Raw genomic sequence first — 12459 nt, 5'->3', positions numbered from 1 at the left:
AGCGACACCAGCGACAGCAGGGCCACGGTGGTGATCGGGATGTCCTGCTCGACGATGTCGAGCGCCTCGCCCGACTGACGGCGGCGGTTGGCCGTCAGAGCCGAGGTCACCCCGGCGATCAGCGGTCCCGCCAGCTTGATCAGGGTCCAGATAGCCGCCACGCCGATGACCCCGGCGCCCATGAAGCGGACCTCGTTGCGCCACACGGTTCCGGCCAGCTCCTCGGCCGGCGCGCCCGCCAGACCCGCCGCGATCGAGGCAAGGCCGTTGGCCTGGGTCCAGTCGATATAGCCCGGCGAGGTGAGGATCGGCACGGCGATGACCCAGGCCAGGAACAGGCCGAACAGCTGGGCCAGGCCGACGGCCAGGCCGATCAGGTGACCGGCGCCCAGCAGGGCGAACTGCATGCCCACGCCGATGCCGGTGGCGCCGCCGCCGAGCGACGCAGGCAGGCTGACGAAGCGGGCCGCCTCGCCCGCGAAGGCCCGGGCCGAAACGCCCAGCGCATAGACCGCCGAGACGATCGCGCCCCAGATCACGACCCACAGACCCGCCTTGTTCTCGCGCACCGCCTCCTGGCTCTGGTCCGCGCCGGGGGATCCGACCTTCAGCACCTCGGCTGCGGCCACGCCCTCCGGATAAGGAAGACCTCCGTTGACCACGAGCGCGCGCCGCAGCGGGATCGAGAAGGTGACGCCGAGCACGCCGCCCAGGGTGCAGATCAGCACCGACTCCCAGAAGGGGAACTCCAGCCACCAGCCGACCATCACCAGTCCGGGCAGGACGAAGATGATCGCGCTCATGGCCCCGCCGACCGAGGCCACGGTCTGGACGGTCATGTTCTCCCAGATGGTGGAATTCTTCAGTGCGCGGAGCACCGTCATGGAGATGACGGCCGCCGGAATCGCCGAGGCGAAGGTCAGGCCGACCTGCAACCCGAGATAGGTGTTCGCGGCGGTGAAGATCACCGCCAGAAGGCAACCCAGCACAAGCGCGCGCAGGGTCAGCTCGAGCCGGCGGCCGGTCGCGGGCGCGGCGGTCTGATCGGTCATGGATTTCCCTCCCAAGGAAGCCGCGACCTAAGCTTAACGCGCTGACGGACGCAACGGGGTCCGTGGAGGTCGGCCAGCCGACAGACTGGCGCCTCGGAGGCGCTTAACGCTGCGTCATGCCCAGCGTGCGCCACCGGACAGTCCGTTTTGACCGCCAGGGCCGTCTGCGCGGGGGACCCCGGCCCCGACAGCGATGTCGTCGAACGCGGTGAGGGGCGGAAGCGCCCGGACGCAATGAAGTTTTTCGGCCTGTGTCGCCTTCCGACAGACGACGCCTGATTCAAGACCGTAAGCCAGCCCCCATGATGTCGCATACCCCCGAAAACCGGCTGATCGGCGCCCTTCCGCCCGACGACCGCCAGTTGCTTCTCGATCAGTGCTCGCCGTTCGAGTTCCGTCAGGCCCATGTCTTTTACGACGCCGGTGATCCGATCGATCACGTCCACTTCATCGTAGATGGCGTCGTCTCGGCGGTGGCAGTGCTGGCCGACGGCCGGATGGTCGAGACGGTCATGGTGGGGTCTGAGGGGCTGGTGGGATGCGTGGCCGCGCTTGCGCCTTCGCGGGCCCACAGCCGAATCACCGCCCAGGTCGGGGGGACCTGCCTGCGTATCGAGGCGCCGCGCATGCGGATGCTGACCAGCGAACGCCCCGCCATCCGCGACGGCGTCGCCCGGTTTGTGGGACAACTCCAGGGTGAGCTGGAGCAATCGGTCGCGTGCAATGCGCTGCATCGCGCGGAGCAGCGCTTCGCCAAATGGCTGCTGCGCTGTCACGATCGCGTCCGCGACCAGGTCCTGCACCTGACCCAGGAGTATCTGGCCTCCATGCTCGGCTCGCAACGGACGACCGTGAACGAGGCCGCCCAGGGGCTGCAGCGCGCCGGCGCTATCGCCTATTCGCGCGGCAAGATCACCGTGCTCGACCGCGAGGCGCTCGAGCGGGCCGCCTGCGAATGCTACCACGTCGGCTCCAGCCTGGATCGCGGCGTCGGCGTCCCCGTCGAGCGGAACCGCACCGGAACCTGAACGGTTGGCCAGCCGGAGGTGCTTCCTTGGCCGGCTCCGGAAACCTGCTTCTCGACCGAATGACCCCGTCCGATCGCGCGGCGGTGATCGCCATCGCGCGGCCGGTCGAGTTCGCGCTGAACGACGTCTTCGCCGAACCGGAACGGCGCCTGAGAAACCTCTACTTCGTACTGGACGGACTGATCTCGTCGGTGGTCGAGATGGCCGACGGCCGACGCGTCGAGATCACCATGGCGGGCTATGAGGGGCTGAGCAGCCCGACCGCCGCCTTCCTGCCGATCAGCGCGTTCGCGCTTGAGGTCGGCCAGATTCCTGGACGGGCCCTGCAGATCGACGCCGAGCGGCTTCGCACCCTGACCGCACAGCGGTCCGAGCTTGCGGCGGTCATCGCCGACTACATCGTCAGCCAGCAGCAGGAGACGGCCCAGTCGGTCGGCTGTGCGGCGCTGCACCGTGCGGAGCAGAGGCTGGCCAAGTGGCTGCTGCGCTGCCACGACCGCGCACGGCGCGCCGACCTGCCTCTCACCCAGGAGTACCTGGCCGCCATGGTCGGCTCCCAGCGAACCACCATCAACGAGGTCATGGGCCGGCTGGCCGCGCAGGGCGCCATCCGCCACGCGCGCGGCCTGGTCACGATCCTCGACCGCGCCGCGCTCGAACGCGTGGCTTGTGAATGCTACCGCCGCCTCACCGAGCCGGCGGCCGACGCGCCCGCGGACCATCGCATCCTGGTCGGAAGCGGCCTAGATACGGGGCATGACCGACACGACGCCCCCCGCCCCGCGCGACTATCCCGGCCTTAACATCGAGGGGGTGAAGACCCTCTACCTTCGGGAGGTGCGGCGGTTCTGGAAGGTCGGCGCCCAGACGGTGTTCGCGCCGGTGGTAACGACGCTGCTCTACATGATGGTCTTCGTGGTCGCGATCGGGGCCAGCCGGCCGACGCAGCACGGCGTGGACTTCGCCCAGTTCGTAGCGCCGGGCCTGATCATGATGGCGATCCTGAACAACGCCTTCGCCAACTCGTCCTCGTCCCTGATCCAGGCCAAGATCATGGGCACGGCGACGGACTTCCTGACCCCGCCCCTGTCGCCGGTCGAACTGCTGCTCGGCTTCGGCCTGGGCGCCGCGACACGAGGCATCGTGGTGGGCGCGGTCACGGCCGCCTGCGTCTGGCCGTTCGCGCGCTTCGGACTGGAACAGGCCTGGGCCGTGCTGTTCTACGGCGTCTTCGCGTCGCTTCTGCTGGGTCTGGTCGGGGTGCTGGCCGGCCTGTGGTCGGAGAAGTTCGACCACCTGGCGGCGGTGCAGAACTTCATCGTCATGCCCATGACCTTCCTGTCGGGCACCTTCTATGCGGTCGACGCCCTGCCCGAGCCATTCGAGACGCTCAGCCACTTCAACCCGTTCTTCTATCTGATCGACGGCTTCCGCTACGGCTTCATCGGCAGCGCCGACGGCAGCCTGCTAGCCGGGATGCTGACGACCGTGGGCTTGACGCTGGTCGTGGGGTGGGTCGCCTATGAGGCCTTCCGCAGGGGCTGGCGGCTGAAGAGCTAATCGAGGCGAAGATGATCGAGGTTCCCGCGGTTCAGCCGACCGGGGAGGAACTTCGATCCCAGCTCGGGGACATGACTTTCACGAGCTTCGTGGAGTTGGCGTACCGCCTCATCGGTCCGTTCGGGCTGGTCCTGCTTTTCGCCTTCGGCCTTCGGTACGCTGACAGGGACCAGGAGAAGGTCCTTTTCGCGATTTTCGTGGCGACCTACGTTCTGTCGGGGCTGATCGGCTGGTGGCTGCGCTCGACCTTTCGGAGGGCGATCAAGCGAGCGCCGTTGGCCAATCAGCCTGTAGACTGGACGCTGTCCACGGAAGGCATCGGTCTGAAGGCGCCGAGCATGACGGCTCACCTGGCGTGGGCCGCTGTGAGCGGGATCAGGGAAAGCCGGCGCAGTTTCGAGTTTCGCGCGCCGCCTGGCAGCGACCTCGTCCTGCCCAAGCGATCGCTCGCGCCTGCACAGGTCGATGAGCTACGCCGGCTCGTCCGCCAAATTCAGGCCCAGGGCTGGGCGGGTTCGCTCAAGCTGAAGCATTGACCCGACCGCCCGTGAGCGTCCACCTAGGCAGCGCATTCGGGAGGGATTTCATGCTTCGCAAGCTGGCGACCGGCGCCGCCTTCACGGCCGTGCTCGCGCTCTCGGGCGCCGCCCAGGCCCAGTCCACGCCGCTGCGGGACCAGGTGGCGACCTTCGTCCAGCCGACGGACCTGGCCCGCTTCGAGGCCCTGACCGCCCTGCTCGACCGCCATGGCCTGGCGTACGAGGTCCAGACCTTCGCCGGCGAGCGCAACGGCCAGCCGCTGGAGGGGCGCAACGTCATCGTCACCCTGGGCGACGGCGAGCGGGACCTCTTGCTGACCGCCCATTACGACGCCGAGATGCTGGGCGACGGCTCACTGGTCGAGGGCGTGATCGACAACGCCGCCTCGGCCGTGATCATCGCCGAGGTCGCCCGCCGCCTGGCCGACGAGGACCTGAACCACCGCTTGGTGGTGATCTTCTTCGACCAGGAGGAGCTCGGCCTCGTGGGCGCCCAGCGCTGGGTCGAGGCCAACGGGACCGGCCGGATCGCGGCGGTTGTGAACTCGGATGTCGCGGCGTTCGGCGACACGATGATGTACTCGGAACATGCGCGCGAAGGCTTCGCGCCGGTCATGCGCGCGGTGCGCACCGTCTGCGCCGAGCGGACCATGAGCTGCCTCGGCTATCCGGTCTATCCGCCCTCGGATGATCGCGTGTTCACGGCCGCGGGCGTGCCCAATGTCTCGGTCGGCTTCCAGAGCCGTGTCGGGGCGCATCAGATGTGGCTGGCGATCAACGCCGGCGCGGCCTCGGGCCTGGCCGAAGGCTTCCTGCCGGAGGTCTTCACCCTGATCCACTCGCCCAACGACAACATGAGCCGCGTCGAGGAGGCCACGCTGGCGCTGGGCGCCGACACCTACGAGGCCATCGTCCGCGAGCTGGACGAGACGCTCTAGGCGTTGTCGCGGCCCTGCTCGGGAATGATGCCGCCACTGGGGGTGACGTCGTTGCCGACATCGCCCTCGACGGTGTTTTCGCCCTCGAGATCCTCGAAGCTGGCGCCCTCCTTTCGGCCCAGCCCGCCGGACTGGCCGATCCCGGGATTGCGCTCTAGGTCGTCTGGCCCCTTCACGGGCTGCTGGTCGGGCGCGGGATGGTTCGACATGACGGATCTCCTTTCCCGCAGCCAACCGTCGCGCATGGGTCGCCGTTCCCGATGAGTTGACTCGCCTGCCCACGGGGCGGAAAACCGGGGCTCCCGCCCCGCCGCAGCTCCTTGCGCGGGGCGACATCTCTTTTGGAGGTCGACCGTGTCCACCGAGCACCTGATGGGAGTCTACAACCGCGCGCCGCTGGAGGTGGACCGCGGCCAGGGCGCCCGCCTTTGGAGCACGGAGGGGACCGAGTACCTCGATTGCGTCATGGGCATCTCGACCAACGCGCTCGGTCACGCGCACCCCAAGCTGGTCCAGGCGGTCAAGGACCAGGCCGAGAAGCTCTGGCACGTCTCGAACATCTTCCGCATCCCCGGCCAGGAAGCGCTGGCGGACATGCTGTGCGAGAAGTCCTTCGCCGACGTCGTCTTCTTCACCAACTCGGGGACCGAGGCGGTCGAGTGCGCCATCAAGACGGCGCGCAAGTATCACCACGCCAACGGCCAGGCCGACCGGATCGACATCTACGGTTTCGACGGCTCCTTCCACGGCCGGACCTATGGCGCGATCAACGCCGCGGCCAACCCCAGCTACACCGAGGGCTTCGGCCCGCCGATGCAGGGGTTCCACCAGCTGAAGTGGGGCGACAGGGACACGCTGGAGGCCGCCTTCCGCAACCCGAACACCGCCGCCATCGTGCTCGAGCCGGTGCAGGGCGAGGGCGGCTGCCGCGCCACCTCCGAAGAAGACCTGCGCTGGATGCGCCAGATGGCCGACGAGACCGGCGTGCTGCTGATCTTCGACGAAGTCCAGTGCGGCATGGGCCGGACCGGCAAGCTGTGGGCCCACGAGTGGGCCGGGATCACCCCGGACATCATGGCCATCGCCAAGGCGCTGGGCGGCGGCTTCCCCATCGGCGCCTGCCTGGCCACGACCGAGGCGGCCAAGGGCATGACGGTCGGCGCGCACGGCTCGACCTTCGGCGGCAATCCGCTGGCCATGGCGGTCGGCCAGGCCGCGTTCGAGGAGGTCTCCAGCCCCGAGGTCCTGGCCAACGTCAACGACATCGCCGGCTATCTGTCCCAGCAGCTGCACGGCCTGAAGGACCGCTATCCGGACCTGATCGTCGACGTGCGGGGCAAGGGTCTGCTGATCGGCGTCAAGCTGGTCCCCAACAACCGCGAGTTCATGGCCACGGCGCGTGATCAGGGCCTGCTGATCGCCGGCGGCGGCGACAACTGCGTGCGCATGCTGCCGCCGCTGATCCTCACCCGAGAGGAGGCGCAAGAAGCCATCGCCAGGTTCGAACAGGCGCTCGACGCCGCGCGGGCGAAGGCGGCGGCGTAGGTGGCCGTCCGGCACTTCCTCGACATCTGGCGGCTGGACGACGCGTCGCTGCGCGCCATCCTGGACGACGCCCACGCGCGCAAGCGCGCTCGCGCCGGCTGGCCCAAGGGCCGGGTCGACGCCGACGCGCCGGCGAAGGACCTCGTGCTGGCCATGGTGTTCGAGAAGAACTCCACCCGCACGCGCTTCTCCTTCGACGCGGCGATCCGCCAGCTGGGCGGCGCCTCGATCATCGCCAACGCCTCGGACATGCAGCTGGGCCGCGGCGAGACGGTCGAGGACACGGCGCGCGTGCTGTCGCGCATGGTCGATGCGGTGATGATCCGGGCCAACAGCCACGAGGACGTGCTGCGCTTCGCCCAGGCGTCGGACGTGCCGGTCATCAACGGCCTGACCGACAAGAGCCACCCCTGCCAGATCCTGGCCGACCTGATGACCATCGAGGAGCGGCTGGGCCCGATCGCCGGCAAGACCGTCGCCTGGGTCGGGGACGGCAACAACGTCTGCGCCAGCCTGATCCACGCCGCGCCGAAGTTCGGCTTCACGCTCAGGATCGCCTGCCCGGGCGACTATCACCCGGACCTCTATGACCTGGCGCGGGGCGGAAACAACGTCAGCCTCGGCGACGACCCGCAGGCCGCGGTCGGGGGCGCGGACGTGGTGGTCACCGACACCTGGGTGTCCATGGGGGACCAGGACCACGAGGCGCGCCTGGCCGCCTTCGAGCGCTTCTCGGTCGACGAGGCGCTGATGGAGAGCGCGGCGTCGAACGCCGTCTTCCTGCACTGCCTGCCGGCCCACCGCGGCGAGGAAGTCACCGACGCGGTGCTCGATGGCCCGCAGTCCGCCGTCTGGGACGAGGCGGAGAACCGCATCCACGCCCAGAAGGCGGTGCTGGCCTGGTGCCTGGCCGGGGCCGCCTAGGCCCTACTGCAGGTTGACGTCGACCACCCCGCCTTCGTCTGGCGTGGTCTTGGTGATGTTGGCCTTGGCGATCTCGAAGGCGAAGCGGACCAGGCCGCCCTTTTGCACCCAGATGCGGGCGTCCTCGGCGTCGAATCGCAGGATGGTCAGGTTGGGGTCGTCCTTGCCGTCCGGATACCAGGCCGCGAGGATCGGGTTCCAGTAGCGGTCGATGACCTCGCGGTCGTGGCCGTGGACCGACAACTGGCCCGAGATGCAGGCCCAGACGTGCTGGTCCTTGGAGCCGTAGTGGAACATGGCGCTCTGGCCGCCGGCCACCGCCGCATCCTTGGCCAGGTCGGTCTCGTCGCGGGTGAAGAACCAGATGGCGCCCGTCTCCTCCTCGCGGAAGGCGGTCATCGGCTGGGCGTGATAGCCCGGCTGGTCCAGGCCCAGCATGCCGGTGTTGGACTTCTTGAGGTGTTCCCAGAAGGCCTCTTCGGCTTCCTGCGGGGAGAGGATGTCTTCGGCCATGTCGGGCTCCGGGCTTTGGGGGGAGGAAGCCCTGCAAACGGCCAAGGCCTGCGCGCCGTTCCGTCAGCGGCCGGTCTGGTAGCCGAGCAGGTTCACGACATGGACGAGGAACAGCATGGCCACCGCCGCCGACAGCACCATGAGGAAGCGGTAGGGCACCATGCGCGGCCCCTTCACCAGGTCCGGCGGTTGCGCTCCGCGCCAGGCGCAGAAGCCCCCGAAGGCGAGGCTGGCGACGAGAAGCGCGAGGGTGACCTGGAGGCTCATGGCGCCCAGATGGGGCGGCCCGATGCGCGGGGCAACGCTTACCTGAGCGTTAACTCTTCACCGGCTGTTAACCACGATCGGCGGACTGAAGGGACGTGGCGGCGGCGCTCGGGCGGGATTTCCACAGGGAACCGCTGAAAGCGCTACATCTTGGGGTTAACAGTGCGTTTACACCCTAGACATGGGCGTTTACCGTCCTCCCGGGTGGCTCGGGAGTCGAATCGATGAGTGCTGCGGCGCCGTGGAGCGTCAAGGGGATCGATCCGAAGACCCGCGAGGTCGCCAAGGATCTGGCCCGTCGCTCCGGCATGACGCTGGGCGAGTGGCTCAGCTACATGATCGCCGACAGCGACGAGGACGACGGCTACACGCCGCTGTCCCGGCGCCCGCACGCGGAAAGCGCGCATGACCGTCGCAGCCGCGCCCGCCGGCTGGACGACGCCTACGGGACAGACACCTCCACTTCGGCCCTGGCCGCCATCGAGGCCCTGAGCGCGCGGATCGAGGGCGCCGAGCGCCGCAACGCGCTGGCCATCGACGGCGTCGACCGCGCCGTGGCCGGCCTGGTTCGCCGCCTCGAAGAGACCGACGCCTCGAACGCCACGCGCGACCGCCGCATCGACGAACTGTCGGACGCCATGCGCGAGGGCCGCGGCCGTCTGCGCCGCTTCGAGGACGAGGTCGGCCCGCGTCAGGCAGAGGCCTTCGGCAAGATCGAGGAAGCCATCGGCAAGCTGGCCGGCCGCTTCTACGAGGCCGAGGCCCGCGGCCGCGACGCCCAGACCGCGCTGCGCGACCGCATGGACCGCTTCGAGCGCGACTCCTCGCCCGAGCGCCTGGCCGAGGCAGTGGTCGAGCGCGTCGCCGCCCGCCTCGGCGAGGCCCAGAACCGCACCGCCGAATCCATGCGCCGGCTGGAAGGCTCCTTCGCCGACCTCGACCGTCGTATCGCCGGGGTGGAGCGTGGCGGCGGCCGCGAGGCGTCCTCGCTCGAGAAGCTCGCCGAAACCCTGTCCCGCAAGGTGGAGGACAGCCGCGCCGAGATGCTTCGCCGGCTTGACGGCGCGGCCCATGACGGCCGCATCGACAAGATCGAGCGCGCGCTTTCGGACCTGGGTCAGCACGTCCAGGAGTCCGAGCGGCGCTCGGCCCAGGCGCTGGAGTCCATGGGCCGCGAGGTCCTGCGGATCGCCGAAAACCTCAACGGCCGCATGCATGAGACCGAGCGCAGGCAGGCCGACATTCTCACCGAGTCGCAGGAGCGCGCGCTTAAGGCGGTCGAGACCATGGGGCAGGAACTGTCGAAGTCGCTCGGATCGGACGTGGCCCGCGTGGCTGACGCCATCGAACACCGCCTGCGGCGCGCCGACGAGCAGCACGCGCTCGGCCTGGAAAAGTTGGGCGGCGAGATCGCCCGCATCTCCGAGCGCCTGGCCGAGCGGATCGCCCAGGGGGAGCGCCGCGCCGCCCAAGGCGTCGACGAACTGGCCGAAAAGCTGAACCGGGCTTCCGAGAAGATGGAGTCCCGCTACGACCGCGCCTCGGGCGAACTGGCCGAGCGGATGCGTCAGAGCGAGGAGCGCACCGCCAAGCTGCTGGCCGAGGCTCGCGAGAGCATCGACAAGCAACTCGCCAAACGCTCCGACCCGCCGGCCGGAGGTGACTGGCGCGACCAGGCCTTCCCGCAGGAGACCTTTGAGGCCGACTGGCAGGCGCCGGCGGCCTCCTTCGCGCCCGAACAGCTCGATCCCGGCTTCCCGGCCGCCGATGCGCCCTTCGCCGATCCCGTGTTCGAGGAGCCGGCGCCAAGCTTCGGCGAACGGACCGGTTTCGCCCAGGTCGCGCCCGCACCGGCCGAGCCCGGCTTTGACGTCGAGGACGATTTCGCTCCGCAGGCCCACGCAGAGGCCGCGGCCGTCACGCCCGTCTTCGGCCAGTCCGATTTCGCCCAGGCCGAGCCCGCCGCAGCCTTCGCCGATCCGGCCGCCGATCTCGACAGCTTCGAGGCCGCCGACGAGTTCGTCACCGACCGCCGTCCGCGCGGCGAACGGCCCTTGTCCACCCGCGAGGCCATCGAGGCCGCCCGCGCCGCGACACGCCTGTCGGACGGCGCGGCCGACGAGGGCGAGTCCCGCAAGGGCTTCGGCTTCCGCCTGGGCGGCGGCAAGTCGCGCCTGCAGAAGCGCATGGACAAGCAGGCCAAGCGCGAGGGCTCGACCATCCGCAAGGCCCTTGCGGCCACCACCACGGCCGTCCTGGTGGTCGGCGGGGGCGCCGCCGGCGTCGTCGGCTATCAGCGGCTCGTCGAGGAAGGCTCGGCCATCCCGGGCCTGCCCGGCGGCGACGGCCAGGCCGAACTGCTCGCCGCCTCGGCCGTGGCCCCGACCACTCCGACCATAACGCCGCCCCCGTCCGAGGCCCAGGCCGAGGCTCAAACCCTCTATGACCAGGCCACGCCGCTGATCGAGGCCGGCGACGCCGAAGGCGTGCGCCTGCTGAGCCGCGCGGCCAATCTGGGCCACCCCGCCGCGCAGTTTGCGCTCGCCCGCCTCTATGAAACCGGAGAAGCCGGCGTCACCGCCGACCCCGCCGAGGCCCGCCGCTGGACCGAGCGCGCCGCGCGCGGCGGCGAGGTGCGCGCCATGCACAACCTCGGCCTCTACCTGTTCGAAGGCCTGGGCGGCATGCGCGACCAGACCGAGGCGGCCCGCTGGTTCCGCGCCGCAGCCGAGCGCGGCCTGGTCGACAGCCAGTACAATCTGGCCCGCCTCTACGAGCGCGGCGCCGAAGGGGTCGACCCAAATCCGGCCGAGGCCTATCAGTGGTACCTCATCGCCAGCCGCTCGGGTGACACCGGCGCGGAGGCTGGGGCCGCCCGGCTGAGGGCCGACCTGTCCGCCACGCGCCGTCTCGACGCCGAAGCCGCCGCCGAGCGGTTCGAGGCCCGGTCCGTCGAGACCGGCTGACGAGGGTCTTTCACTCCGGCGCCCCCGGGCGCCTCAGCCGACGGCGAGGGCCTTGGACGTCTATCTGCCGATAGCCGAAGTCTCCGTGAACGCGCCGCTCCTGCTGGCGCTCGGCGCCCTGGTGGGCTTCGTCTCGGGCCTGTTCGGCATCGGCGGCGGTTTCCTCATGGCGCCGGTGCTGGTCTTCATGGGCGTGCCGCCGGCGGTCGCCGTGGCCAGCCAGGCCAACCACGTCGTCGCCTCCTCCGCCTCCAGCGTCCTGTCCTATAGCCGCCAAGGTTCGGTCGATTACCGCATGGGCGGCATCATGGCGCTCGGCGGAGCGCTCGGGGCGCTGCTGGGCGTGGAGCTATTTCGCCTCCTGCGCCTGCTCGGCCAGGCCGACCTGGTGGTGGCGGTCTCCTACCTCCTGCTCCTGGGCTCCATCGGCGCCCTGATGCTGAACGAGAGCCTGCAGACCATCCTGCGCCGCCGGCGGGGCGAACCGCCCAAGCGCCGCCAGACGCGCCGGCCGCTGTGGCTCTACGGCCTGCCCTTCCGCATGCGGTTCCCGCGATCCGGCCTCTACATCTCGGCCCTGCCGCCGCTCGCGCTCGGCGTCTTCGCCGGCATCCTGTCGGCCATCATGGGCGTGGGCGGCGGCTTCATCCTGGTGCCGGCCATGGTCTACGTCCTGCGCATGCGCGCGGCGGTGGTCGTGGGCACCAGCCTGTTCCAGATCCTGATCACGACCGGCGTCACCACAGTGCTGCAGGCCGGCCGCAACCAGACGGTCGACATCCTGCTGTCCAGCCTGCTGCTCTTCGGCGGTGTCATCGGCGCCCAGTTCGGCGCCAAGGCCTCGGCCCGCTTCCGGGCGGACGAACTGCGCGCCGTGCTCGGGCTGATCGTGCTGCTGGTCGGTTTGCAGATGGGCTTGAGCCTGTTCCTGCGGCCTGACGATCCCTTCGCGCTCGCGCCGGGAGCGGCGCCGTGATCCCGCCCTCGCCGCCGCCTCCCGAACCGCCGGCCATCGTCGAGCAGGCGCCGGCACGACCGACCGCTGTCGCGCCCGCGGGCCCGTCCGTCTCCGCCGCCCTGACCGAGACCGAGGTGGAGGTGGACGCCGGCTACGCCGGGACTTCGAT

Annotated in this window: 13 protein-coding genes; 9 read left to right on the top strand and 4 right to left on the bottom strand. The window is 69.9% G+C overall.

Annotated elements, in window-relative coordinates:
* Window positions 1-1052, bottom strand: a 1052-nt coding sequence (locus Q0M60_RS04455) for an oligopeptide transporter, OPT family (RefSeq protein ID WP_296816459.1), incomplete at its 3' end; no start/stop codon positions are given.
* Between the two features lie 302 nt (window positions 1053-1354).
* On the opposite strand from Q0M60_RS04455, the gene Q0M60_RS04450 reads away from it, so the two are divergent.
* The 5 genes from Q0M60_RS04450 to Q0M60_RS04430 are packed head-to-tail and all read left to right on the top strand — an operon-like array spanning window position 1355 to window position 5117.
* Window positions 1355-2080: a Crp/Fnr family transcriptional regulator gene (locus tag Q0M60_RS04450; protein WP_296816456.1), complete on the top strand. Its 726-nt coding sequence runs from the start codon at window positions 1355-1357 to the stop codon at window positions 2078-2080.
* Window positions 2081-2106: 26 nt separating this feature from the next.
* Window positions 2107-2883 carry a Crp/Fnr family transcriptional regulator gene (locus Q0M60_RS04445; protein WP_296816453.1) on the top strand — a complete coding sequence of 259 codons (777 nt, stop codon included), beginning with the start codon at window positions 2107-2109 and terminating at the stop codon, window positions 2881-2883.
* On the top strand, window positions 2837-3640 hold the full coding sequence (locus Q0M60_RS04440; RefSeq protein WP_296816450.1) for an ABC transporter permease: 804 nt from the start codon (window positions 2837-2839) through the stop codon (window positions 3638-3640). Before Q0M60_RS04445 ends, Q0M60_RS04440 begins: the two co-directional genes overlap by 47 nt.
* A gap of 11 nt (window positions 3641-3651) precedes the next feature.
* Entirely contained in the window at window positions 3652-4176 is a 525-nt protein-coding gene (locus tag Q0M60_RS04435; RefSeq protein WP_296816447.1) for a YcxB family protein, read from the top strand.
* A gap of 50 nt (window positions 4177-4226) precedes the next feature.
* A complete protein-coding gene (locus Q0M60_RS04430; RefSeq protein ID WP_296816445.1) occupies window positions 4227-5117 on the top strand; it encodes a M28 family peptidase in 891 nt (296 codons plus the stop codon).
* Here Q0M60_RS04430 and Q0M60_RS04425 read toward each other — a convergent pair.
* Window positions 5114-5326, bottom strand: coding sequence for a hypothetical protein (locus Q0M60_RS04425; protein WP_296816442.1), 213 nt, complete (start codon window positions 5324-5326; stop codon window positions 5114-5116). The two genes, Q0M60_RS04430 and Q0M60_RS04425, sit on opposite strands and share 4 nt — an antisense overlap.
* Window positions 5327-5471: 145 nt before the next feature.
* Here Q0M60_RS04425 and Q0M60_RS04420 point away from each other — a divergent pair, with 145 nt between their 5' ends.
* Both Q0M60_RS04420 and argF read left to right on the top strand, forming a co-directional pair.
* Entirely contained in the window at window positions 5472-6662 is a 1191-nt protein-coding gene (locus Q0M60_RS04420; protein WP_296816439.1) for an aspartate aminotransferase family protein, read from the top strand.
* Window positions 6663-7586, top strand: coding sequence for an ornithine carbamoyltransferase (argF, locus tag Q0M60_RS04415; protein ID WP_296816436.1), 924 nt, complete (start codon window positions 6663-6665; stop codon window positions 7584-7586).
* 3 nt (window positions 7587-7589) lie between these two features.
* Here the strand turns inward: argF and Q0M60_RS04410 are convergent, their stop codons facing one another.
* A complete protein-coding gene (locus Q0M60_RS04410) occupies window positions 7590-8099 on the bottom strand; it encodes a pyridoxamine 5'-phosphate oxidase family protein (protein WP_296816433.1) in 510 nt (169 codons plus the stop codon).
* A 63-nt stretch (window positions 8100-8162) separates the two neighbouring features.
* Complete coding sequence (locus Q0M60_RS04405; RefSeq protein ID WP_296816430.1) at window positions 8163-8366, bottom strand: hypothetical protein; 204 nt, start codon at window positions 8364-8366, stop codon at window positions 8163-8165.
* Between the two features lie 224 nt (window positions 8367-8590).
* Between Q0M60_RS04405 and Q0M60_RS04400 the strand changes: the two genes are divergently transcribed.
* Window positions 8591-11332, top strand: a complete 2742-nt coding sequence (locus tag Q0M60_RS04400; protein WP_296816427.1) for a hypothetical protein — start codon at window positions 8591-8593, stop codon at window positions 11330-11332.
* A 52-nt stretch (window positions 11333-11384) separates the two neighbouring features.
* Window positions 11385-12308: a sulfite exporter TauE/SafE family protein gene (locus Q0M60_RS04395; RefSeq protein WP_296816425.1), complete on the top strand. Its 924-nt coding sequence runs from the start codon at window positions 11385-11387 to the stop codon at window positions 12306-12308.
* Window positions 12309-12459: the final 151 nt, after the last annotated feature.

The organism is Brevundimonas sp., assembly GCF_024711105.1.
Taxonomy (GTDB): Bacteria; Pseudomonadota; Alphaproteobacteria; order Caulobacterales; family Caulobacteraceae; genus Brevundimonas.
The sequence above is the reverse complement of the archived record's forward strand: the minus strand, read 5'-3'. Positions and strand labels throughout refer to the sequence as shown.

What these genes read in the sequence shown, in the direction of transcription:
- Q0M60_RS04450 (WP_296816456.1), top strand. Translation starts at nt 1,355, where the DNA reads ATGATGTCGCATACCCCCGAAAACCGGCTGATCGGCGCCCTTCCGCCC.
- Q0M60_RS04440 (WP_296816450.1), top strand. Translation starts at nt 2,837, where the DNA reads ATGACCGACACGACGCCCCCCGCCCCGCGCGACTATCCCGGCCTTAAC.
- Q0M60_RS04435 (WP_296816447.1), top strand. Translation starts at nt 3,652, where the DNA reads ATGATCGAGGTTCCCGCGGTTCAGCCGACCGGGGAGGAACTTCGATCC.
- Q0M60_RS04430 (WP_296816445.1), top strand. Translation starts at nt 4,227, where the DNA reads ATGCTTCGCAAGCTGGCGACCGGCGCCGCCTTCACGGCCGTGCTCGCG.
- Q0M60_RS04425 (WP_296816442.1), bottom strand. Translation starts at nt 5,326, where the DNA reads ATGTCGAACCATCCCGCGCCCGACCAGCAGCCCGTGAAGGGGCCAGAC.
- Q0M60_RS04410 (WP_296816433.1), bottom strand. Translation starts at nt 8,099, where the DNA reads ATGGCCGAAGACATCCTCTCCCCGCAGGAAGCCGAAGAGGCCTTCTGG.
- Q0M60_RS04405 (WP_296816430.1), bottom strand. Translation starts at nt 8,366, where the DNA reads ATGAGCCTCCAGGTCACCCTCGCGCTTCTCGTCGCCAGCCTCGCCTTC.
- Q0M60_RS04400 (WP_296816427.1), top strand. Translation starts at nt 8,591, where the DNA reads ATGAGTGCTGCGGCGCCGTGGAGCGTCAAGGGGATCGATCCGAAGACC.